The sequence below is a fragment of the Scytonema hofmannii PCC 7110 genome, from assembly GCF_000346485.2.
GTDB lineage: Bacteria > Cyanobacteriota > Cyanobacteriia > Cyanobacteriales > Nostocaceae > Scytonema > Scytonema hofmannii.
This window is the reverse complement of record NZ_KQ976354.1, coordinates 9543558-9566315: the sequence shown is the minus strand read 5'-3', so window position 1 is coordinate 9566315 and position 22758 is coordinate 9543558. Positions and strand designations below refer to the sequence as shown.

At 41.9% G+C, this 22758-nt stretch carries 18 protein-coding genes and 1 tRNA gene; 10 read left to right on the top strand and 9 right to left on the bottom strand.

Features of this window, described 5'->3' with window-relative positions; all coding sequences use genetic code 11:
• The first annotated feature begins 2 nt into the window (after window positions 1–2).
• Window positions 3–3242 (top strand): translation initiation factor IF-2, encoded by a 3240-nt coding sequence (infB, locus tag WA1_RS40290; RefSeq protein WP_017742687.1) that lies wholly within the window; start codon window positions 3–5, stop codon window positions 3240–3242.
• 309 nt (window positions 3243–3551) lie between these two features.
• Window positions 3552–3749, top strand: coding sequence for a hypothetical protein (locus tag WA1_RS40285; RefSeq protein ID WP_017742686.1), 198 nt, complete (start codon window positions 3552–3554; stop codon window positions 3747–3749).
• An 86-nt stretch (window positions 3750–3835) separates the two neighbouring features.
• On the opposite strand, the gene WA1_RS40280 is transcribed toward WA1_RS40285, so the two are convergent.
• Window positions 3836–4357: an alpha/beta hydrolase gene (locus tag WA1_RS40280; protein WP_017742685.1), complete on the bottom strand. Its 522-nt coding sequence runs from the start codon at window positions 4355–4357 to the stop codon at window positions 3836–3838.
• 460 nt (window positions 4358–4817) lie between these two features.
• On the opposite strand from WA1_RS40280, the gene WA1_RS40275 reads away from it, so the two are divergent.
• Window positions 4818–6509 carry a DUF1565 domain-containing protein gene (locus WA1_RS40275; protein ID WP_017742684.1) on the top strand — a complete coding sequence of 564 codons (1692 nt, stop codon included), beginning with the start codon at window positions 4818–4820 and terminating at the stop codon, window positions 6507–6509.
• A 643-nt stretch (window positions 6510–7152) separates the two neighbouring features.
• Here the strand turns inward: WA1_RS40275 and tnpA are convergent.
• Entirely contained in the window at window positions 7153–7557 is a 405-nt protein-coding gene (tnpA, locus tag WA1_RS40270) for an IS200/IS605 family transposase (protein ID WP_017750192.1), read from the bottom strand.
• Window positions 7558–7640: 83 nt separating this feature from the next.
• Here tnpA and WA1_RS40265 point away from each other — a divergent pair, with 83 nt between their 5' ends.
• On the top strand, window positions 7641–8960 hold the full coding sequence (locus tag WA1_RS40265) for an RNA-guided endonuclease InsQ/TnpB family protein (protein WP_017750191.1): 1320 nt from the start codon (window positions 7641–7643) through the stop codon (window positions 8958–8960).
• Window positions 8961–9027: 67 nt separating this feature from the next.
• Here the strand turns inward: WA1_RS40265 and WA1_RS40260 are convergent, their stop codons facing one another.
• A complete protein-coding gene (locus WA1_RS40260; protein ID WP_017748655.1) occupies window positions 9028–9291 on the bottom strand; it encodes a DUF3493 domain-containing protein in 264 nt (87 codons plus the stop codon).
• A 34-nt stretch (window positions 9292–9325) separates the two neighbouring features.
• On the opposite strand from WA1_RS40260, the gene WA1_RS40255 reads away from it, so the two are divergent.
• A tRNA-Thr gene (locus tag WA1_RS40255) sits at window positions 9326–9397 on the top strand.
• Between the two features lie 276 nt (window positions 9398–9673).
• Window positions 9674–11248 carry an alkaline phosphatase D family protein gene (locus WA1_RS40250; RefSeq protein WP_017748654.1) on the top strand — a complete coding sequence of 525 codons (1575 nt, stop codon included), beginning with the start codon at window positions 9674–9676 and terminating at the stop codon, window positions 11246–11248.
• A 147-nt stretch (window positions 11249–11395) separates the two neighbouring features.
• Here WA1_RS40250 and WA1_RS40245 read toward each other — a convergent pair whose 3' ends face one another.
• Complete coding sequence (locus WA1_RS40245; RefSeq protein ID WP_017748653.1) at window positions 11396–12430, bottom strand: GGDEF domain-containing response regulator; 1035 nt, start codon at window positions 12428–12430, stop codon at window positions 11396–11398.
• Between the two features lie 272 nt (window positions 12431–12702).
• On the opposite strand from WA1_RS40245, the gene WA1_RS40240 reads away from it, so the two are divergent.
• Window positions 12703–12963: a CRR7 family NDH-1 assembly protein gene (locus tag WA1_RS40240; RefSeq protein ID WP_017748652.1), complete on the top strand. Its 261-nt coding sequence runs from the start codon at window positions 12703–12705 to the stop codon at window positions 12961–12963.
• Between the two features lie 237 nt (window positions 12964–13200).
• Here WA1_RS40240 and WA1_RS40235 read toward each other — a convergent pair whose 3' ends face one another.
• Entirely contained in the window at window positions 13201–13752 is a 552-nt protein-coding gene (locus tag WA1_RS40235; protein ID WP_017748651.1) for a DUF2854 domain-containing protein, read from the bottom strand.
• Between the two features lie 195 nt (window positions 13753–13947).
• On the opposite strand from WA1_RS40235, the gene WA1_RS40230 reads away from it, so the two are divergent.
• Window positions 13948–14130, top strand: coding sequence for a hypothetical protein (locus WA1_RS40230; protein WP_017748650.1), 183 nt, complete (start codon window positions 13948–13950; stop codon window positions 14128–14130).
• A 143-nt stretch (window positions 14131–14273) separates the two neighbouring features.
• Here WA1_RS40230 and WA1_RS40225 read toward each other — a convergent pair whose 3' ends face one another.
• From WA1_RS40225 to WA1_RS40215, 3 genes are all read right to left on the bottom strand, one after another.
• Complete coding sequence (locus tag WA1_RS40225; protein WP_026135230.1) at window positions 14274–14690, bottom strand: response regulator; 417 nt, start codon at window positions 14688–14690, stop codon at window positions 14274–14276.
• A 175-nt stretch (window positions 14691–14865) separates the two neighbouring features.
• Window positions 14866–17091: a polyphosphate kinase 1 gene (ppk1, locus tag WA1_RS40220; RefSeq protein ID WP_017748648.1), complete on the bottom strand. Its 2226-nt coding sequence runs from the start codon at window positions 17089–17091 to the stop codon at window positions 14866–14868.
• A 141-nt stretch (window positions 17092–17232) separates the two neighbouring features.
• Window positions 17233–20079, bottom strand: coding sequence for an ATP-binding protein (locus WA1_RS40215; protein ID WP_017748647.1), 2847 nt, complete (start codon window positions 20077–20079; stop codon window positions 17233–17235).
• A gap of 614 nt (window positions 20080–20693) precedes the next feature.
• Between WA1_RS40215 and WA1_RS40210 the strand changes: the two genes are divergently transcribed.
• Window positions 20694–21224 carry an SET domain-containing protein-lysine N-methyltransferase gene (locus WA1_RS40210; RefSeq protein ID WP_017748645.1) on the top strand — a complete coding sequence of 177 codons (531 nt, stop codon included), beginning with the start codon at window positions 20694–20696 and terminating at the stop codon, window positions 21222–21224.
• Between the two features lie 55 nt (window positions 21225–21279).
• Window positions 21280–22131, top strand: a complete 852-nt coding sequence (locus WA1_RS40205; protein ID WP_017748644.1) for a hypothetical protein — start codon at window positions 21280–21282, stop codon at window positions 22129–22131.
• 255 nt (window positions 22132–22386) lie between these two features.
• On the opposite strand, the gene WA1_RS40200 is transcribed toward WA1_RS40205, so the two are convergent.
• Window positions 22387–22740, bottom strand: a complete 354-nt coding sequence (locus tag WA1_RS40200) for a phenylpyruvate tautomerase MIF-related protein (protein WP_017748643.1) — start codon at window positions 22738–22740, stop codon at window positions 22387–22389.
• Window positions 22741–22758 lie beyond the last annotated feature (18 nt).

Sequence of the window (22758 nt, the reverse complement as noted above, 5' to 3'; positions counted from 1 at the left end):
GGATGAACAACGGCAAAGTTAGAATTTACGAGTTATCAAAGGAATTGAATTTGGATAATAAAGAGCTATTAGCAATTTGCGACCAGCTCAACATTGCGGTCAAAAGCCATAGCAGTACAATCACAGAGTCAGAAGCAGAGCGCATTCGGACTCAAGCAGAAAAATTAGCGGCTACAACTGTGCCGCAAAGAAAGGATAATGGCGGAAATAGCCATAGAATAAATTCACTACAAGCTGGCTCCCGAATCAGACCTGCTGCACCTAATAATCAACAAATCTTGGAGATACGTAAACCTAAAGACTTGATAAACCAGACGTCAAACGCCTCCGAGGCGTCAGTTGCTACCAACATTAAACTTGCTTCTTCTGAAGTCAATCCTCTATCCCCCCCTAAGCCCTTCGCTACCCCTGTCTCACCCATGAAGCCCGTGGCACCAAGCAAACCTGTACCCCGGAATCAGTCTGAGACCGCTCAAGAACTTGTTGTGACAGACGCGGCTAATAAGACACAAGATACAGAAAAACCGGCGGAAAAAACAACGGCAGCAAAGCCAGAAAAATCAGTTGCACCGTCACAAGGGTCTAAGGTAAAACCGGACAGACCTCAAAAACCGCAGCTGACTGCACCACCTACAAGACCAGCAGGAGAAAAGCCAAATACAGACGATTCTCCCCAAGCCAGTGTTAGCGAAAAGCCAATTCTGAAGCGCGATCGCGACCAAGCCAAACCCGAACGCGATCCCGAACGCGATCGCGAACGCGAACGAGGTGGAAAGCAAGAACAAGCTGCCAAGCACGACCACCAGGCAAGACCGCAAAGAGAAAGAGCAAACAAACCACCAACAGGGGATTCAACAGCAGCACCGCCGCAAAAAACTTCGCGTCCTGCTCCACCTGTGAGATCGGAACGCGGTGCGGGGAAACCGTCTGCACCAGTACCCGCAGGCGCAGATAGTCCGCGACCGAGCAGACCAATGCGTCCGTCTGCTGACCATCCAGCAGCAGCAACATTGGCAGCTCCAGCAAAACAAATCCCAGGCTCAACCAAAACAGCAGGAGCTGGTGAGGAAGACGATGACGACGTAGTTGTAGCTGAAGTTATCGAACTCAAGCGTCCAACACCGCCACGCCAAGCCAAAGGTAAGAAGTGGCAGGAAGAAGACATCGACGAACTCAAAGAAGCGGCTAAACCCGGTAAGGGCGTCACCAAAGGAAAGCGCCTCAAGCCGATTGTTGATGATGAGGACTTGTTAGAAGACGATCTACTTGATGAAGAAGGACTGGAAATACCCGCCGCCATTCAAGTCAGTCTTTCTATTGCCCGTCCACCCAAACCCAAGGCTGCTAGAGCAGCACAACCTGCTGTTGCTGTTGTTACTCCAGTTACTAGAGGGAAAAAATCCAGTAGCAGCAATCGCGCCGAGCAACAACAAAATCGTCGCCAGACAGAGCAAAAGCGGGAGCGACCAGAAATAGTCACAGTCATTGGTCCAATGACGGTACAAGAACTGGCAGACGCTTTAGCAGTTGCTGATACAGAGATTGTAAAAATCCTGTTTATGAAGGGTATAGCAGTCAGCATTACCCAAAGCCTTGATGTTCCCATAATTACGCAGGTTGCTAACGAGTTAGGTACAGAAATTACAACTGCCGAACCCGAAGCCGAAGCCCGTAAAGTCACCGAAATGATCGATGTCGAAGATCTGGAGAAACTCCAGCGACGTCCGCCAGTGGTGACAATTATGGGTCACGTAGACCACGGAAAAACAACCCTGCTCGACTCGATTCGCAAAACAAAGGTTGCTGCCGGTGAAGCGGGTGGTATTACCCAGCATATTGGCGCTTACCACGTAGATGTCGAACACGATGGCAAAGAGCAGCAAATTGTATTTCTCGATACTCCCGGTCACGAAGCATTTACAGCAATGCGGGCAAGAGGAGCACGAGTCACCGACATTGCCATCTTGGTGGTGGCGGCAGATGACGGCGTCCGTCCGCAAACAGTGGAAGCTATCAGCCACGCTAAGGCAGCTGGAGTTCCCATTGTGGTGGCAATTAATAAAATCGACAAACCAGAAGCTCAACCAGACCGGGTGAAGCAAGAATTAACGGAATTCGCTCTAGTTCCAGAAGAATGGGGCGGCGATACCATTATGGTTCCAGTCAGCGCTATCAAAGGTGAAAACCTCGATACGCTGCTTGAAATGATTCTGTTAGTAGCAGAAATCGGAGAACTATCTGCTAACCCAGACCGGATGGCGAGAGGAACTGTCATTGAAGCACATTTGGACAAAGCCAAAGGACCGGTTGCTACCCTGCTGATTCAAAACGGGACATTACACGTGGGCGACCTGTTAGTAGCAGGTTCTGTCTTCGGTAAAGTCCGAGCAATGGTGGATGACAGAGGAGCAAGAGTAGAAGCAGCTAATCCATCCTTTGCTGTTGAGGTACTGGGCTTAAGTGAAGTACCTGCAGCAGGTGACGAGTTCGAGGTCTTCAGCGGCGAAAAAGAAGCACGTTCTATTGCTGCCAAACGCGCCGAAAAACAACGTCAATCCCGCCTCATGCAGGGACGTGTTACCCTCACAAGTCTGTCGGCTCAAGCTCAAGAGGGCGAGTTAAAAGAACTCAACTTGATTTTGAAGGGCGACGTACAGGGTTCAGTGGAAGCTATTGTGGGATCGCTCAGGCAAATTCCACAAAACGAAGTGCAAATTCGTTTGTTGTTAGCGTCTGCAGGTGAAATCACTCAAACGGATATCGACTTGGCAGCAGCCAGTGGAGCCGTTATTGTGGGTTTCAACACAACTTACGCGAGCGGTGCAAGACATGCTGCTGATGAAGCAGGTGTAGATGTACGCGAATATGACATTATCTACAAACTGTTGGAAGATATCCAAGGTGCTTTAGAAGGTCTCTTGGAACCAGAGTTGGTAGAAGAACACCTCGGTCAAGCCGAAGTGCGTGCTGTCTTCCCTGTCGGACGCGGTGCTGTTGCTGGTTGTTACGTACAGTCAGGCAAACTGATTCGGAACTGCAAGGTGCGTGTACGTCGTAATAGCAAGGTGATCCATGACGACACTCTTGACTCCCTCAAGCGGATGAAAGAAGATGCTCGCGAAGTCAATTCTGGTTACGAATGTGGTGTCGGTATAGATAAATATACTGATTGGGCGGAAGGTGATATCATCGAAGCCTACCAGATGGTGACCAAACGTCGTACCCTTTCTAAAACAAGATAGTGGGTACAAAGTTTAGAGTTAGGAGTTATCTATTAAAAAACTCTTAACTCTATATTTATGTCATGGTTTTAGTAATAAATACTCTGAAATAAATTCTTGAGAGCCCTAACGTTCAGTTTTTATCAATCCAAATTATAAAATCATAAAAGTTCCGTGAAGATGGTGTAAGTTTTAGTAACTAATGAAACAGAATTAACTGTTGGAAAAGATTATCTTTAAAAATTAAGCAGTAGAATTATAAGGTTTCAGGGCGATCTCTTGTAGAGACTACCCCTGTTACTATACGATTAATAATGAGGATGAGGAACTATGATTCGGATTCACGCAACAAGCGATCGCCAATTTTCTGGCGACGCGAATATCTGGAACAGTCTCAAGAGCGCGATCGCAGCTAGTTCTGGTTTCCAACGCTGGTTGCTAGAGCGTGGTACTCAAGTGCAAAAACTTCGGCTAGAAGAACAGGTACAGCGTTATTTACGTGAAACTCTAGAAACACTAGCGTATTGAGGCAGTTATCAGTTATCAGTTACATTTATATATTAATTTTTTATTCACAGTTATCTGATAACTGGTTACTATTTACTGTTTGCCAGTTAAAACTTGAGAAAATCTGGGAGATTCCCCTGTAAAATTTGAAGTTGGCGATGGGCAAGTGCAAGGCGCTCGCCATCAACTTCAACTTGCGAAGTTGGGTAATTTTGAAGAATTTCCATTATCGTAATCTTTTCATCTTTACTTGCAGAAAGAATCAAAGCAGAGCGCAAAGCTTGTCTGTCAGCTTTACCAGAAGGTGTGTGAATCACTTGACTAAGTTGGTCGAGCACTGCATTACCAACTCGACTATTGAGTATATTATCAAGAATTAATAAGTTAACTTTGACAGGTTCCGTCAAATACTTGCGAACTTGCTGGGGATCTTGTCCTGCAGAAGCCAGATTAGATGAGAGTGAACCAGACAGTTTTCCCGTTTGGGCAAATGTTGACAGTTCCGCCACAGAAAGTGATTCGCGAAAGATACGATACTTCAGTATCACGCTTTCAGCAGCAAAAGCAGGAATGCCATGCAGTAAAAGATAGAAGCTGACAACAAAAATAAAAAATAGTTGGTAAATCATGAACCCAAATTTTCAAACACACCCTATTTTTTTGACGCCATTTCAGTAAAATAAGTTGCAGCTTTTTCAGTGAGATCCCAGACTTCGCAGAAGTTGTCGGGGATCTTGTAACTCAATAGCCAATCCCTTCTTAATCCACCCCAGTATAGGCAGTTTGCCCAAGATTACTTAAACAACTACCACAAGTAGTTACACGTAACCTTGATTGTACAAAACTTAACGATAAAAATCCTTTTTTTTTCCAGGGAACCCAGCTGCCAAGGCATATGTCTTCGGCTATAGTTTTGCATAAGTTTCACAGCTAAAAAGCTTGTAAATAACCGGATTGAGTTTAAAGAAAGATGAAGGATGAGGATGAAAGAGGAAGGATAAAGCATTCTATATTTCACTTCAAACTTTATCCTTCACACTTAATCCTTCAGTTAAGCCTAATTTTGTACATTTAAAGCCACAAATCAAAATGACACACCAGGGATTTAACATTCCGCAATCAAAAACCTTTCACATTCGTGCTTTACCAGTAGGACTAAGTGCTTTGTTAGCAGTCACTGGTGGATTTATCCTGCCAGAAAAAGAGGTAAATGCAGGGGAAGTGCCTCAAAAAGTGAATGCGACCATGACAACAGCACAAGTACCTGTTGGCTCAACCATTCTTTACGTTAATCCAGAAACGGGTCAAGATAGTTCTGATGCTGGGAGTTCAGAAGCAAAGGCTTACAAAACGATCGCCTATGCTCTCAAGCAAGCTAAAGCAGGGACAGTTATTCAACTAGCTCCCGGTACATACAGTCAAGAAAGTGGAGAAGTCTTTCCACTGGCGATCGCACCGGGCGTAACACTGCGCGGTGACGAATCCACCAAAGGTCAAGGAATATTAATTGCAGGTAGTGGTAATTTTATCAGTCCCACTTTTGCCCGTCAGAATGTAGCAATCCTGGCCCAAAACGATAGTACTATCAGTGGAATAACCTTAACTAATCCAGAAAGCCGTGGTACTGGAGTGTGGATTGAAACATCCAATGCAACAGTCACCAATTCTACTTTTACCAACAGCGTGCGTGAAGGCGTTTTTGTTACCGGTAAAGCTAATCCAAAAATCGAAAATAACGTCTTTATTCAAAACAAAGGCAACGGAATTTCTGTAGCTAAATCTGCTCAAGGAGAGGTTCGCAATAACTTATTCCAGAATACTGGTTTTGGTGTTGCAGTTAGCGATTTAGCATCACCTTTAATTACTGATAACCAGATTATTCAAAATAATGGCGGTGTCGTAGTTAACGGGTCTTCTAAACCAGTACTGCGTAATAATGTTATTCAAGATAACCGAGATCACGGTCTAGTTGTCATTCAAAATGCACAACCAGATTTAGGAACAGCAGAAAATCCTGGTAAGAACATAATCCGTAATAACGGTCGAAAAGACCTTAAAAAGTTCTTTGACGTACTAAATGCAACCACGGGCAACACAATAATTGCTGTTGGTAATGATATCGATGTCAAGCGAATTTCTGGCAAAGTTGACTTTGTTGCAGCCACTGTTGAAGCACCCTCAGGTGGCGGTATTGCAACAACTTTCAGAGATGTGTCAGCAGGTTATTGGGCAAAAACATATATTGAAGCACTAGCCGCTAAAAATATTATTGCTGGTTTCCCCGATGGTTCTTTTAAACCCAATGAACCAGTCACTCGCGCCCAATTTGCTGCCATTATTAGTAAAGCATTTGCACCAAGCGCCAAACGCGAAATCTCTAGTTTCAACGATGTAAGCCGCAATTTTTGGGCTTACCAAGTAATTCAATCTGCTTACCAAGGCGGTTTTGTATCTGGCTATCCTGACAAAACTTTTAAACCAGAACAACAAATTCCGCGAGTACAAGCGCTAGTGTCTTTAGCTAATGGATTGGGATTATCTGTAGATAGCCAAAATGTTTTATCTGTGTACAGTGATGCTTCCCAAATTCCCAATTATGCCGCAGGTCCCATAGCAGCCGCAACTACAAAACAACTAGTCGTTAATTACCCTTCAGTGAAGGAACTCAACCCTAACCGTCAAGCAACTAGAGCAGAAGTTGCAGCTTTTGTTTACCAGGCACTTGTTAGTCGAGGTAGCCTGCAAGCAATACCTTCTCCGTATTTGGTTAGAACTCCATAGATTAGGGTTAGTTGTTAGTTGTTAGTCGTTAGTTGTTAGTCGTTAACTACTATCTACTATCTACTAACAACTATCCACTAACAAATATCCACTAACTATTGTAAAAAATGCCAGAACTAACAAATTGTTGGTTCTGGCACTTAGCATTTATTATTTTTTCTTAACATTAGGGTCTTGAAAATTTTGAATGACCCTCTTCTTACTTTGCATTTATATTCAAGGTCTTTATATAAGCTGACCCCGTTTGATTAAATACTAGTTTCTCAGAATTTTTTCGATTTCCAGATTTCCTAATATTTTTTTAATTTTTTCTGTCTTTTTGTTGTCCAATGTATACTATTGTTAAGCTGCTTGTGAAATAGCAGTGTAAACTCAGACTCAAAAAGAAGAAAAAAGTTCAAAAATTAACCTTTATAAGGAAAACGGCTGAAAACCCTTGAAGATGTAGCTCGGAGCGTGGCGGAGAGATACATCTGTGCTTTAGACAAGGGCTGGAATTGGGCAAGAAAAATGGGGAAACCCTATTTATGGATATCCTGCACTACCTCTAGACAGTTAAGGGGTTTGAGGGTTTCCCCATTTTTTAAGAGCTTGGTCTCCCGGATGAAAGCCGCAAGCACCCTTTAGGGTGCAGGTACTTTCGCTATTCTCTCTGTTGTGCAATATACCGCTTCACGGTTTCCGTACAAATATTACCAGCAGTTGAAACAAAATAGCTGGGAGTCCATAAAGTAGGGAGTTTAAGTAATTCAGGAAACTCTTTACGCAAGAAATGAGATGCTCTTCCTTTAACACGATTCATAATCAAGGACGGGTTGTCGGTAGGTTTAGCATTAATAAATAGATGCACGTGGTCAGGCATAATTTCCATTGCCACAATCTTCCATCGGTTTTCGTTGCAAACATCACAAATAATTTCTTGTAGTCTTTCAGCTATACGACCAACTAATACTTTTTTTCTACGCTTAGGAATGAAAACGAAATGGTAGTTGAGTAGTGAGACTGCATTCCCTTCGTGTCTGTACTCGTCAGGAGAAAATTTAGCCATATATCCGGAATTCAAGGTTGCGTTGTTGTATACAGCTATTGTATAATAAAACAATTGTGCCAACAATAAAGGAGATTTAATTTTTGGCAGAACTCATACAAACTCAACTCATTCGCATTAAACTACCCCAGTTTGAGACAAACATTCTGGAATTTATCTGTAAGCGTTCCAACAGTCTCTGGAATCAAGCTATCTATTACATTAATCAGAACCACAAGCTAACTCATCCTGGCAACTTACCAAGCGTGCCTTATGAGCAAATGGCGCATGATTTGAAGGAAGAGCTTAACTATAAACTGCTCTATTCTCAGTCAGCACAACAAACATTAAAATCTGTCGCTGAAGGATTTAAAAGCTTCAAAGAACTGCTTCCTATGTGGCGTAGAGGGGAATTGCCGCATTTAAATTCAGAGCCAAAACCGCCTAGCTATAGGAAAAAAGGAGGGCTGTTTCAAGTCTCATACCCAAAGCAAGCACTTACTTTTGATTTAGGAATTTCGTTTGTTCGTATTCCTTTAGGGGCTGAATTGAAAACCTTGGAAGGAATAAGCGAACTGTTTCTTCCTACTCCGACAAACATTGACCCAGAACAAATTAGAGAACTAACTATTGTTCCCAGAAACGGGGAGTTCTACGCTGCCTACTCCTATGCGGCAAAGTCTCCAGATGCCGTTAAGCTCGACAAAATGAAAGCGCTGGGTATTGACCACGGTAAAAATAACTGGCTAACCTGTGTGTCTAATATTGGGACTTCGTTCATTGTTGACGGGTTGCATATCAAATCGCTTAATCAATGGTTTAATAAACAGGTTGCAACTTTGAAAGAAGGTAAACCTCAAGGTTTTTGGAGTAAACATCTTGCGAGCATCACCGAGAAACGCAACCGACAAATGCGAGATGCGGTTAACAAAGCATCTCGTATTGTGATTGACCATTGCTTAAAACAAAGCATTGGGACAATTGTATTTGGGTGGAACCCAGGACAAAAACAGAGAGTTGATATGGGCAAGAAAGGCAATCAGTCTTTTGTCCAAATACCCACGGCTAAATTGAAAGATCGGATTGAACAGCTGTGCAAACTGCACGGTATTGATTTTGTAGAAACTGAAGAAGCGTACACTTCAAAATCTTCATTCTTTGATGGTGACGAATTGCCGAAACATGGTGAGAAACCCATAGGCTATAAACCATCTGGGAAAAGAGTGAAGCGGGGATTGTACCGTACTGGAAATAAAAATTGGTATATCAACGCAGATTGTAACGGTGCTGCTAATATTCTGCGTAAAGTAAACACGATGTTGGGTATAAACCTTGACGGAGTGTGTAGGGAGACTTTGACGGCTCCAGTCAGGCTACATCTTTGGCACGTTGCGAGTAAGCAGCCTCTGCCAAAGACGGCTTGAGCGAAAAGAATCCCCTCGCCTTCAGGCAGGGGAGGCGTCAAGACAGTTAGAAAGTGTTTTCCACGTCCTACTTTTGGCGGCGTTGCTCCCAGCGCCAAAGAAAAACCATCAAGGCAACTATTCCTATTTGAAGCGCTAAATTAGGTAAAGCGCTTTCAACATCCCGTCCAGCTAATAACTGTGTTAGGAAGATAAACAAGCCAATAAAACCAGAGGCACCACAAGCGATGTAAATAAACATCCGCAAACCTCGATAGGGAGCTGCAGCCTCTGCTTTTAAGCGGGCGTATTGCTCGGATTTCATGCGATTTTTGCTGTTGGGGTCTACCATGATGTAAATACTGCTATAATCTTGTATTATGTATGCCGATGTGGCTCAGCGGTAGAGCAGCTGATTCGTAATCAGCAGGTCACGGGTTCAAATCCCGTCATCGGCTTTAAGGGTAGGGATTGTAAATAATTTTGTGGGCTTGACAATTTTAGAGGACGGGCGAGGACGCCCATCCCACAAGAAATAATTTATTCTTTGGAAATCTCTTAAGTTTTTTACTACGAATACACAAACAGTATTTATTACAAGATTAATAACCTCTTAATAGTGACTTAATACTTAGTTGGTAATTTAATCTTGCAACATTCAGCTGGGTTTTATATCAAATCCGCGTCTGTAACCGCTTATTCCGTCTCTTCAAAATTCATAATAAAAAATACATATGGAGCGTTTTCATTTCGATCGCTTGCTATCTAGTAGAGTCAAGCGACGGAGCTTGTTAGTTGGTGCTGGTGCAATAACCGCAGGCGCGATCGCAACTCAGTGGAATCAGAGTGTTTTAGCACGACCTAGTTTTTCTGCCTACCCCTTCAGTCTGGGTATAGCTTCCGGCGATCCCCTACCAGATAGTGTAGTGCTGTGGACTCGATTGGCAAGCGATCCGTTAAATGGAGGTGGAATACCATCTGTTAATATGCCAGTGCAATGGCAAGTTGCCCTAGATGAAAATATGAAAGAAGTCGTGCGAAAAGGCACGGTGCTGGCAACCCCCAACTTTGCACACTCAGTTCATGTGGATGTACGCGGGTTACAGCCTGACCGTTGGTACTGGTATCAATTCAAGGTAAGTAATGAAGTTAGCCCTATTGGTCGTACCCGTACAGCCCCAGCATATAATGCTCGTGTTGATAAGTTGCGCTTTGCCTTTGCTAACTGTCAGGATTGGCAAAACGGTTATTACACAGCTTACCAGCACCTAGCCAAAGAAGACTTGGATTTAGTCGTTCATTTAGGTGACTACATTTATGAGTACGGTCCTCAACCAGGGGGACTGCGTCAACATAACAGTCCAGAAATTGTCACTCTTGCCGACTACCGAAACCGCCACGCCCTTTACAAAACCGATCCCAACTTACAAGCGGCTCATGCTGCTTTTCCCTGGATAGTCACCTGGGATGACCACGAAGTAGAAAACAACTACGCTAATTTGATTCCGGAAGAAAATCAAGATCCAGAAGCATTTGTGACTCGCAGAGCTAATGCTTATCAAGCTTACTACGAGCATATGCCCCTGCGTCGGTCATCACTGCCAAAAAGTTCAAATTTACAGCTTTATCGGCGCTTCACCTTTGGAAACATTGCCGAGTTTAACGTACTAGATACCCGTCAGTACCGTACAGATCAGCCCTGCGATGACGGATTAAAACCCCGTTGTTCTGAGGCTTTCGCTTCAAATGCGACTATGACAGGTACAGAACAAGAAGAGTGGCTTTTACGCGGTTTGCGTGAGTCCCAATCTCGCTGGAACGTCATTGCTCAACAAACCATGTTGGCACAGTTTGACTTCGACCCGACTCCAAGTCAAGAATTGTTTAACTTGGATCAGTGGGATGGTTACGTAGCTGCACGTAATAGGCTATTAGAATTTTTCCAAAAAGAACATATCCGTAACCCAATTGTCATAACTGGTGATATCCATTCCAGTTGGGTACACGATCTAAAAGCTGATTTCAACAACCCACACTCAGCTACTGTTGGGACTGAGTTTGTAGGTACTTCAATCTCCTCTGACTTCCCCGATGCCTTTATTCCCCCAGTTGTAGCAGCATTACCTGCCAATCCCCACACTAAATTCTTCGACGGCAAAAATCGAGGTTACGTTCGTTGTTCTCTCACACAAGATACTTGGCTGGCGGACTACCGAGTCGTTTCCACAATTCGGGAACAAAACGCAGCCATTAGCACTTTAGCGACCTTTGTTGTTCAAAACAGGCAACCAGGGGCTGAACGTGTTTAAGTTGGTGGACTTGAGCTTTACCTACTCCTGCAAATCCTAAATTAATCTACCGGAATGTGGAACGGGCATCCTGCCTGTTCTGTTTCAATGGCGGGCAGGATGCCCGCACCACAAAATATTTTGAGATACTGTTTGGTTGAAAATCCCTCAACAATTCAATTGCTTGAGAATAATCCGATTGCGCCCCTCTGCTTTCGCTTGGTAAAGAGCCTTATCTGCCGCCATAATTAAAGTGGTTGGAGAAGATTCAAACTTGGGAACCGTCATTGCCACTCCTATACTTAGGGTAATGAAGTGGCTGACAGTAGATTCAGTATGCTCAATTTCAAGCTCCCTAACGCCCGCTTGCATGGCAGCTGCAACGTGAACTGCGCGAGTTACATGGGTGTTAGGCATAATCACAGCAAATTCTTCACCACCGTAACGCGCTACCAAATCCTGATTTTTCTCAGATGTACGACTGAGGACGGTTGCAACTTTTCGCAAACAGGAGTCTCCTGTTATGTGACCGTACCTATCATTGTAAAGTTTAAAATAATCTATATCGCATAATATTAAAGATAACGGCAATTGTTCCTCTACCGAGTTCAACCACTGAGCGTTTAAATATTGGTCGAAACGACGGCGATTTGCAACCCCAGTTAAGCCATCAACATTAGCGAGTTCTTGTAAAGCTTGGGTCACTGCCTCTAACTGTTTGTAAAGTTGTGCTTGCTGTAGCAGTCTTTTAACCCGTTGGCGTAACACTGCCCAATTAATTGGTTTGGTTACATAATCGCTTGCTCCTGCCTCAAAAGCCCGGTCTACTGATTCAGAATCTTCTAAACCTGTAATCATTAAAATAGGAATGCGATCGCACAGTCTTGAAATCGTACTATTACCAAAAGAGAAACCGGGCATAGAGTGAACAAGACTTGAAGCAAAAAGAGTTCTGGACAACTGAGTCAGTTGCTTGCAACAAGTAAAGCCATCCATAACTGGCATAACAGCATCTAACAAAATGAGGTCTGGCTTGACGGTTGTGAATGTCTCCAGACACTGTTTGCCATTAGAGACATCCACCACACGATAACCTTCTTTTTCCATCACTTCACGCAACAGCATCCGAATGGTCTTATCATCGTCAGCAACAAGAATCAAAGGAGGGTCGTTGGAGATAGAAAATTGGCTTATGCCGGACATGAGTTACATTCCATAAAGCGTTCTGTAAAATAGATAACACGCTGTAACACAGTGGTAATTACACTCTACCGCTACACCATGCCTTGACTGACAAACTGAAGTTAAAAGCGGTTTCTTTTATAGTTCCCAACCACGGATGTCCAATTACTAAGGTATCGTGCTTTTATTTTTTATAATGGAATTGTAAAGATGATCGCTTCACATGTTATGCGAACCGCAAGAGCGTGTTGATAGAATGTAAAATTATAATAAGCCCTACAATATTAGTTTATATGCCAGACCCATTAATGTATAGTCAAGATTATTTTGTGGTTTTAGAAACTAATCAACCAGAGCAGTTTTTGACAGCGTTAGAATTACTTGAAAAGCTACAAGGTATTTTACAAAACATTGAACCTGAAGAGCTAATGCCCGATTTGCGAGCGTTCAATTTACCCGAAGAACAAGCAAAATATTTGATAGATACAAGCTGTGAATTAGATATTGGACCTGGTCAATATTTACAATGGTATGCAGTTCGATTAGAAAAATAAATTTTGTTAGTGGTTAGTGGTTAGTGAGAGCATCCCAAATGTGCAAAAACCTTACTTACCCTCATCCCCTAACCCCTTCTCCCCACGGGAGAAGGGGAATAAGAGTATGGCTTACTCCCCTCTCCCAAACTGGGAGAGGGGTTGGGGGTGAGGGCAGAATGGTAAGAGTGCCAAAATGGGATGCTCCTGTGGTTAATGATTATTTACAACTAACAACTAACAACTAACAACTAACTACTAACCCTTTGAATTCACAACCAAAGCTAACTCAATTTGAGTTGAATCGGTTTGTGTGACTGCAACCTCGATACCGGGGCCAAAATAATTTGTCATTTTTTCCTGTTTTTTTTGCCATAAATCAATTGGTACGGAAGGCGAATCAAATTCCAAAATGAGGGCGTAAGCTCCATTAATTTCCGTTTCTCTCAGTCCTGATATTTCCGGTCTATCTCCATCTGAAGAACCAAGACCCAAAAATTCCAGAGATTTATCGAAATGAGCATCTTGACCGTACCAATATCGCGTCAAGTCTTTGCGAATTTTAGTTAGAGTAGGAGTTGCCTGTTTCTCTCGTAATGCCAAGACTTGTGGCGTTGTCGGTTGACTAAAAGGCAGAGGTGGCATTTCGTTAGCTTTGAGAGCGAGTCCTCCCAAAAGAAGAGGAATCCCATAAAAAAATCCGACAAGATTGAGTGTAGCATTCTCTGTAGCATAAGCCACAAAGCCGATTATCGTTAAAATCCCACCGACAGTTAACCCAAGCGTTCCCAAAGAAAATTGGCGTAACATGATTTGTGTATAGTACAAATTCCCAGTATTTCTTTTGTACTACTATTTAGTGCCTATTCACAAGCTCTATGCCCATGAGCAAGCGCTTCAACGGGGAGAACCCCTACTCCCTACTCCCCACTCCCTACTCCCTATTTACAGATTTTTGCGCTAACTTTAAAAGTAAGAATAGTATTTGAAGATAAAAACACAACAATGGATGCACAAACACTCAAAGAAAGAGTAACCCTAGTCAGAGCTAAACGTGAGTACCTGCTGAATCTTTTGGAAAAACCTAATTTGGGAACTTTAAGAGTAGATGTAAATCAAGCGTTAGAAGAAATGGATGACTTAATTGATGAATTTAGACGCACTTTTCCCGAAACCGAAATAATTTGAGTACGATAGATTCTAAAAGTAAAACTAGCGTCAGTAGAAATTGTCAGATTGCAATTCTACTGACGTACTCAATCAATAACATTTTTTGACACACCAAATTCCAATTGAGTTGCTGATTTCCCAAGTTACACATACAGCATCATTTAATCGGCAAAGGAGCGATTTTCGGATTTCTTGCCTAATTGCCTTACTAAAGCGATCAATTCCGTTGTGGGTACATCTTTTTTACAAAAAGCATCAAGACTACCAACTTCTTTGGTATCTTGATACTTAACATCCTCGACGGAGGAATAAGCAATGATCTGGGTATTTGGAGAAATGGCTTTAATGTGGCTAGATGCACTCCAACCATCCATAATTGGCATTTGTAAATCTAGAACGATCACATCCGGGTGAGTGCGTTCAACCAATTCTATGGCTTCTTGACCATTGCTAGCTAAACCCACCACTTGTATATTTTCTTGGCAAGAAAACGCTAATTTCAAGGTTAAACGAGTTAATTCGTGGTCATCGACCACGAGAACTCTTAAGGTAGAAGACTCACAGAACAACATCAACATCCTAGGGAACGAGAAACAATATAGGATAACTTTTATAGTTTATGAGAACAGACAGCTGAACTCACTCTATCCAATGGTTGAATAATTTCTACGTTCCAATGACCTATAAAGTGATATGTCAAAAAAGAGAGCTCTACCAGTAACAATAAGCAGTGAATTATCAAAATATTGTGAGCTAACTGTCAAGTTGTGATGAACTTTTCTTCGTATTTGTACTGACAGTATTTGGAGTACTTGCATTTATGCTTGAAGCCATAGACATGAGAATTTTTTGCGAACTAGCTTCTGGAGAATCTTCAGCAGGACGTCTTTGAATATAACTACCATCTTGCTGTAACTCCCAAGCTTGACGGTTATCTGCGAGCATAATTCCCAAAATTTCCTGCAAATCTTTAGCAATATCTGGATCTAAGATGGGAGTAATGACTTCTACTCGTCGATCTAAGTTACGAGGCATCCAGTCGGCACTACCAATATAAATCTCTTCCTGTCCATTGTTGTAGAAATAATACATACGAGAGTGCTCTAGAAAGCGACCAACAATACTGATAACGCGAATATTTTCACTAATATCTTTCAAACCAGGGCGCAAACAGCATATACCTCGTACAATCAAGTCAATTTGTACGCCTGCACGAGAAGCTTGGTAGAATGTCGAAATGATTTCTGGATCGACCAAAGAGTTCATCTTAGCAACAATGCGCCCGCTCAGACCATTCTGAACATTTTCAATTTCTCGATGGATCAAAGAAATAAAGCGATCGCGCATATTCACGGGAGCTACCAACAGCTGTCGGTAAGACTTTTGCCGAGAATATCCTGTCAAGAAATTGAAAACATCTGTAACATCAGCGCCCAAATCCTCATGACAGCTAAATAATCCCAAGTCCGTATACAGCCGTGCTGTTTTTGGATTATAGTTACCAGTTCCAATATGTACGTAGCGACGAATGCGCTCGTGTTCGCGCCGCACTACCATAACCGTTTTGCAGTGGGTCTTCAAACCTACCAAACCATAGACAACGTGAACTCCAACACTTTCCAGATGCTTTGCCCACTTAATATTGTTCTCTTCATCAAATCGCGCCTTAAGTTCTACCAGTACAGAAACCTGCTTGCCATTTTCAGCAGCAACACTTAAGGCATTCAGGATTGGCGAGTCAAAAGATGTCCGGTAGAGAGTCATCTTAATTGCCAGCACATTAGGGTCATAGGCAGCACTAGTAATAAAGCGCACAACAGTTGATGAAAAGGATTGATATGGATGATGTACGAGCAAATCCTTTTCTTGAATAACTGAAAAAAAGTCTTTTCCTTCCTCTACCTCCTGTAGGTTTGAATTTATTGAATTTATACTAAATTCCTTCAGCCGTTGCAAGCGGATAGGGACTACAGACTTCCATGGTTCATCTTTTAGTTCTGGGACTGGCATTGACATAAAATACATCAAATCCTTTAGCCCCATCAAACCATCAACTTGATATACATCGCTTTCCGTTAATTCCAGATCCTCTAGCAGTCGTTTTCTGACTGATTCAGGAGTCTGAGAATGTATTTCTAACCTTAAAGGAGAACCACCAACACGCCGCTTTCTCAGTTCGTTTTCAATTGCTAGTAACAGATCGTCAGCTTCATCTTCTTCCAATTCCAAATCTGCATCACGAGTGATGCGGAACACATGGTATCCCTGAATGTTCATCCCATGAAACAAGGACTCTAGATTGTGGGCAATTGCCTGTTCTAACGGTACACCAGTCCAAATAGCAGGTTTTTCTGAATCCTGAACTCCCAAATCTAGTGGTAAAGGCAAAAATCGCGGGAAAACAGTAGGGACTTTAACTCTAGCGAACAACTCCTCTTCTGTTTCCGGATTTTTGAGCGTAACAGCCAGATTAAGGCTGAGATTGGAGATATAAGGGAAAGGATGACTGGGATCGACAGCCAGGGGAGTGATGACGGGAAAAATTCGTTCTTTGTAATACTGGGCTAAATAATTTTTTTGCCTTTCCGATAAATTTATGTAATCTAAAATATGAATTCCGTGCTCAGCGAGTTGGGGTCGCAAGCTTTTCTCAAAATGTTCGTGTTGCTGAGCAATCAATGGACGTAAAGCGACACTAATCTCTTCAAGCTGCTGCTCAGGTGTACGACCATCAAAAGTGACCAAGCTGATTTTTGCTTCTACTTGTTCCTTTAGTGCAGCAACGCGCACCATAAAGAACTCATCCAAATTAGAGCTAAAGATTGCCAAAAACTTTAGACGTTCTATAAGAGGGGTGCGTGAGTCGCAGGCTTCATGTAACACCCTTTTATTAAACTCCAGCCAGCTTAACTCACGGTTAAGGTAGTATTGGGGGTCTCTGAGATTGATTTGATGAGCGGTCTTCTTAGATTTTGCCATGATGACCTAGTACCACGTAGTATATCCAAGTTAGGTGTCTGGATATTAAACAATAGTAGAGGAAAAGCGGTATCTTATTAACTGGTCACTGGTCACTGGTCACTGGTCACTGGTCACTGGTCACTGATTACTGGTCACTGGTCACTGTTTGATGGGAATTTCAATCAAAAATTCTGTACCTTGTCCTAGTTGAGATATGCACTCTAATCTACCGCCATGCTTTTCCACAACAATTTGATAGCAAATTGATAACCCCAAACCAGTTCCTTTACCAACTGGTTTTGTTGTGAAAAAGGGATCGAACAATCGGGCTTTAACCTCCGGCGACATTCCCGGTCCATTGTCTTTGATAAGGATCGCGACATGGGAATTATGTTCTATTTTTGTCTGGATAGTAATGCGACTGGGATGTTTTTCTCTTTTCTGTTTTAGCCATTCTGATTCCTGCTGGTGTAAAGCATCAATGGCATTTGTCAGGATATTCATAAAAACTTGATTTAACTGTCCTGCATAGCATTCGACTTGTGGTAAATTTCCATATTCTTTGATCACTTCAATTTCTGTTTGCTCTGATTTTTTTCTCAAAAAACTTTTTAAAATGAGCAAAGTACTCTCAAGCCCTTCATGAATATCAACAGGTTTCATATCGGCTTCATCTAAACGAGAGAAATTGCGTAAAGTCAGAACAATCTCACGAATACGTTGTGCTCCAACTTTCATAGAATTGAGACTTTTCGGTACATCTTCTTGTAGAAAATCTAAATCAATATGGGCGATAAAGTTAAGAATATTGGGAGTGCTCTTGGGGTATTCCTGCTGATAGAGTTGGACTAAAGCTAATAAATCTTGAGTATAGTTATCTAGATGAATTAAATTACCATAAATAAAGTTCACAGGGTTATTAATTTCGTGAGCAACGCCAGCAACAAGTTGACCGAGACTGGACATTTTTTCAGATTGAATTAATTGCGATTGAGCGCTTTTTAATTCTTGGAGGGTTTGTTCTAATTCAGTGGCTTGCTGTCTTAAGGTGGCTTCTGAATGTCGCAAGGTTTCTTCAGAGAGTTTGCGCTCGCTAATATCCCGCAAAAAAACAATATACTCTTGATTCTGGTGATTGGTGCGTTGCGAAACAGTGGTTTCCACGATTTGATTGGGGAAATTTTGTAGGCTATGTTCGCTAGTGCTTTGCCAATACGTAGGGAGAGCATCCAAATCAGAGAGAAATTCACTGAGATAATGCCCTGTGAGTTGGTTGATACTCATTCCTAAGAGATTTTCAGCAGATGGGTTAGCTTGAGTAATCGCACCATTTTTATCTAAAACGAGAACGGTATCGGGAACGGTATCGAGGGCAGTGATAAAGCGGCTTTCTGCCAGTTGACGAGCTTCGGCAATGGATGCAATTTGTGGTAGTGTTGTCCAGCAAGCTATTGCCACAGCCACAAAGGCAACTGTAGCGAGTAAAACAATTAATAAATCAGCTTTAATCTCCCCAGTGGAGCTGTTTACTCTGGCACTGAACCACCAGCTAATAATAGTAGCAGTACAAGTCAGCAGTACCAGAACAATCACTTGAATGGCAATAAAATCCTGAAATAACCCAATGGGTTGAGTATTACAACGTTCAATCCACCAGCGCGGATGGAAAGGGGCAAATTGAATGTGACGAATGGCTGCATCAACAATCAAAATGATGATGGGCAAGAACAATCCAATGAGAAAATCTTGCCAACTCCAAGCCAAGCCCCCGACCACTAGGACAACCACCTCTACAATAAAAAACAACAGCGATAACCAAGCCCATCGCACTTCTGGTCTACCTCGGCACAGCCACAATCCCAGATGAAATGATGTGATTGATGCTAAATAACCAGTATTTGTAATCATGACAATTCTGGTCAAATCTCCCCAAACTAAATTCAAGACACTGCATAAAAAGGTAAATACCAATGCAGGTGCCAAAACGCCTCGTTTTGAAACAACGGCAAACACGGGTGACATCCGTCCATCAAGAGAGAGTTGATACAAAATGCGAGGAAGGATGCAAACAGCGCTAGCAGAAGCGAGAAGGCTCGAAAAAGCCATTAGCAGCGTTACTAATATAGAGGCAGACTGACCCCAAAATGCCTGGGATACTGCTAAAAGGCTCAAATAGGTATTGCCCTGCCCTGTTGCTGTTGCTGGCTGGGCTAGTACCCAAGTGCATCCTAAAAAGATGAGTGGCATTAGCCAAGAAGCAACCGTCAAAAACTGTAACGTGTCTTTGGGGCATTGACTTTCAGCAACAAACGAGGAAGTAGTTTCACAGCTGTAGATATTCCAAGTTGCAATAAAATACCACTTTGCCCAATCAACAAATTGTAGAGACGTGCTCTCTCTCGTCTCCATAGCATGAAAAAAACTGGAACTGGTATTTGAGAGAGTCAGCCACCACAAGCCTTGCAAGCAAAAAGCAAGTATAGACGCGATCGCCGGCACAACCAAAAATAAATGCAATATTGCTAAAGCACGTGTACCACTGAAGGCAACTACAAAAACAATGCAGGTGAAACCAATTTTAAGTGCCATCTCTGGACAAGCGATCCCAAATGGTTCGAGATTTGCCTTTATCAAGTCGGTTAGGGCGATCGCGTACACCACTGGAACTGATGCCCATCCGACAAAGTATCCAATTGCTACATATCGACCCAACCCTGAATAGTTCTTAAGTAACCGGGCTGCGTAGTTGGGTGTTCCTCCTGACATATCCGTCCAATGCTTACCCAAGCATTGCACTTGCAAGTTCAGCAGAATACCTACAATTACACCAGGTAAACAGAGCAAGATAGCATTTGCTCCGAGTGCTGTACACAAAACTGGTGCTACAGTAATCCATCCAATATGAGAAGTCACACCAAAGCCCCAAGTTTCAAAGACACTCAAACTTCGCTGAAGTTGGTATGACAATTTATTGTTATTCGCACCCAAAATTGGCTGAATATGCATTGTAAATAACTTTGTTGTGATAGCTAAATCATTGAAATAACCTATTTTTCTATTTTTAAATAACCGTAAAAATGCTGAAACTATGACTTTTTCTTATTGCTCAATAATTTTTATCAGTAAAAATGCTGAAAGCCAAAATTTCTGACTAAATTCAATAATTTTCTCAGTGCTATTGCGTAATTTTAATGAAAGTCTTACCAGCTAATGTCTGTAGAAATTTCACGTTCGAGTTTCTCTGTAAAATTACATATGCTTTACTTTAACTTCATATTTTTTTCTATTTTAGACAGTATTTATGACTATTTTTACTCAAGACTAGAATACGTTGAATTACTATTGACATTACGGATTTTATATTTTAGATTTTTTTTATATTCACTATGTAACTGTAATTTCACTTGGATCGGATAACACTGAGTCATCAAGATTTTGAATTGCAGATTAATCGAATTGGTTGAAAACGATTTTGCAATTGTTGACTCTAAACAGTTAGCAGAAATTGACTTGACAGTGGTCAAGTTTTACTCCAATTCTAATGATTTATGCATCAGTTTAATCAATTAAGGTGATGTACTAAATTCCAATGAACGAAAGGACAAGAAAACAAGTACACCATGGTAAAAATTGAAGTCAATACTACTGCTAAAGGAACTGGACTAATTACAACCTCAGCAGTGAGAAAGGGTGAAGTCTTTCACAGGATAACAAAGTATAAAAGAGTTAACCAACCTACTTATACAAGTGTTCAAATTGATTTGGACACACACATTGAAGAGTCAATACTTGGCAAACTCAATCACTCGTGCAATCCTAATCTGATTATAAATACTACAGCTTTAGAATGTGTTGCAGCACGGGACATTGAACCTCATGAGGAACTCAGCTTTTTCTACCCCAGTACGGAGTGGGAGATGGATAAACCTTTTGTCTGTATGTGCGGTTCACCACAGTGCGTGCGAATTGTTGCTGGAGCCAGATATCTTTCTTTGGATATTTTAAGCTTGCAATTTATCAATCGCCACATCCGCCATAAGGCTTTGAGTTGCTTAGAAGCAAAAGTGTTTAAGAAAGACGTCATTGTTGAAACAATAGATACTTTTAGGGCTGAAACAGGTGCCTTGTCTCTATCTGTTACAAAAGCTTAAGACCATCTAAATAATACATCCATAGTTTTTTGTCAATCAAAGGAGTTTAAACATCGTGATTAACACACTGAATCAACCCACAACAACTGTCATTATTGAAAGGGCTGAAGTTTGTAAAACTATTGCTGAAGAATATACATCGCTGACTTTTAAACAACTCCTTGAAGAAGCAACAAGTGGTGAAGCTCTTCTACGGCTCATGGGTCGTTTTTTCCAATACTCCTCCGCTTTTGCACCTTGTCAAACTTGTTTGGCTGGATATATTGCTGTTCGCAAAGATTTGTTCAACACTTCTAATGAAGTAGGATTGTTTGCTGATAGAAGTGTTGAAATAGGAGCAGGTATGTTTTTTGGTGCAATCGATGAGTTTGGCGATCGCGAAGCACCTGAACCGCATACACATCGAGCTTTAGCTCTAGCAACACTCAAAGGTATGGCACAATTTTTTGGCTATGATATGTTGGCTCTTAGCAAACTCATACTTCAACATAGACCTACCAATGATGCTATTCGTAAGGTTCACCGTAGTGGCGGTATTAACATGGTTGTAGATGAAGCACATCTTTTCCGTGCGATTGGCTTTCATTTGGGAACTGAAGTCTTGGGAGAGGATGAAAACCGTGTTTTAGAAGAGTTTTTTCGTACTAAGCATCCTGAGATCGTAAGATATTTACAAGAGACAGAAGTGGAGATTGATGGCAAAGTGATTCCGGCTTACTACTGGTTCAGTCGCCATATTGTTGCAGAAGCTGAGCATTTTGATGCTGGAATACTATCTGCTAACCAAGCTCTTCACTACTACACGGGTTTGGAAGATAAGCAACAGATTAAGAGTTGGATTCTTGAAGGAGTTCGAGAGATTGCTGTACAGATGTCAGAGTTTATGGAAGAAGTCTGGAAGAACTGATTAGATTTTGGATTTTGGATTTTGGATTTTAGATTTGGCATAGAGAACGATTGTTTACCTTCAATTGAAAATTGCCATCACTAGGAGTTTCCTACTCCCTTTCCGCTCTAAAATTACCGATTTTTGTAGGGTGGGCACTGCCCACCAATAGTGAATAGTGGGCGGTACCCACCAATAGTGAATAGTGGGCGGTACCCACCAATAGTGAATAGTGGGCGGTACCCACCCTACGTGTTTAGGTAATATTGAAATTCCTTAACCAAAGGTCATGCCATTCCAACCCCACATTGTAGCCCTAGAATCAGCAAACTCTATATATATTCGATTTTGAGGCACAGCTAATGCTTGATTAATTTCCTGGCAAAAATCTTGACTCATATCCTTAGTTTGCTGTGGCAGCATTGTTCCAATATTCTTTATTTCTATGTAACAAACGGGATCTGCTGTACCACCAAATGTCATGGGAATTTCGGTTTCAAAAGCTGTCATGACATAGGATTCTGGTTTGCCTGTGTGTTTAGCTAACTTGGCTGATAAATTTTTGAGCAGAGTTTCAATTTCAGTTTTTGCAGGAGTTGATACAGAAGTTTGAACTTTGATAAGCGGCATAGGTAAATTTTGGATGCG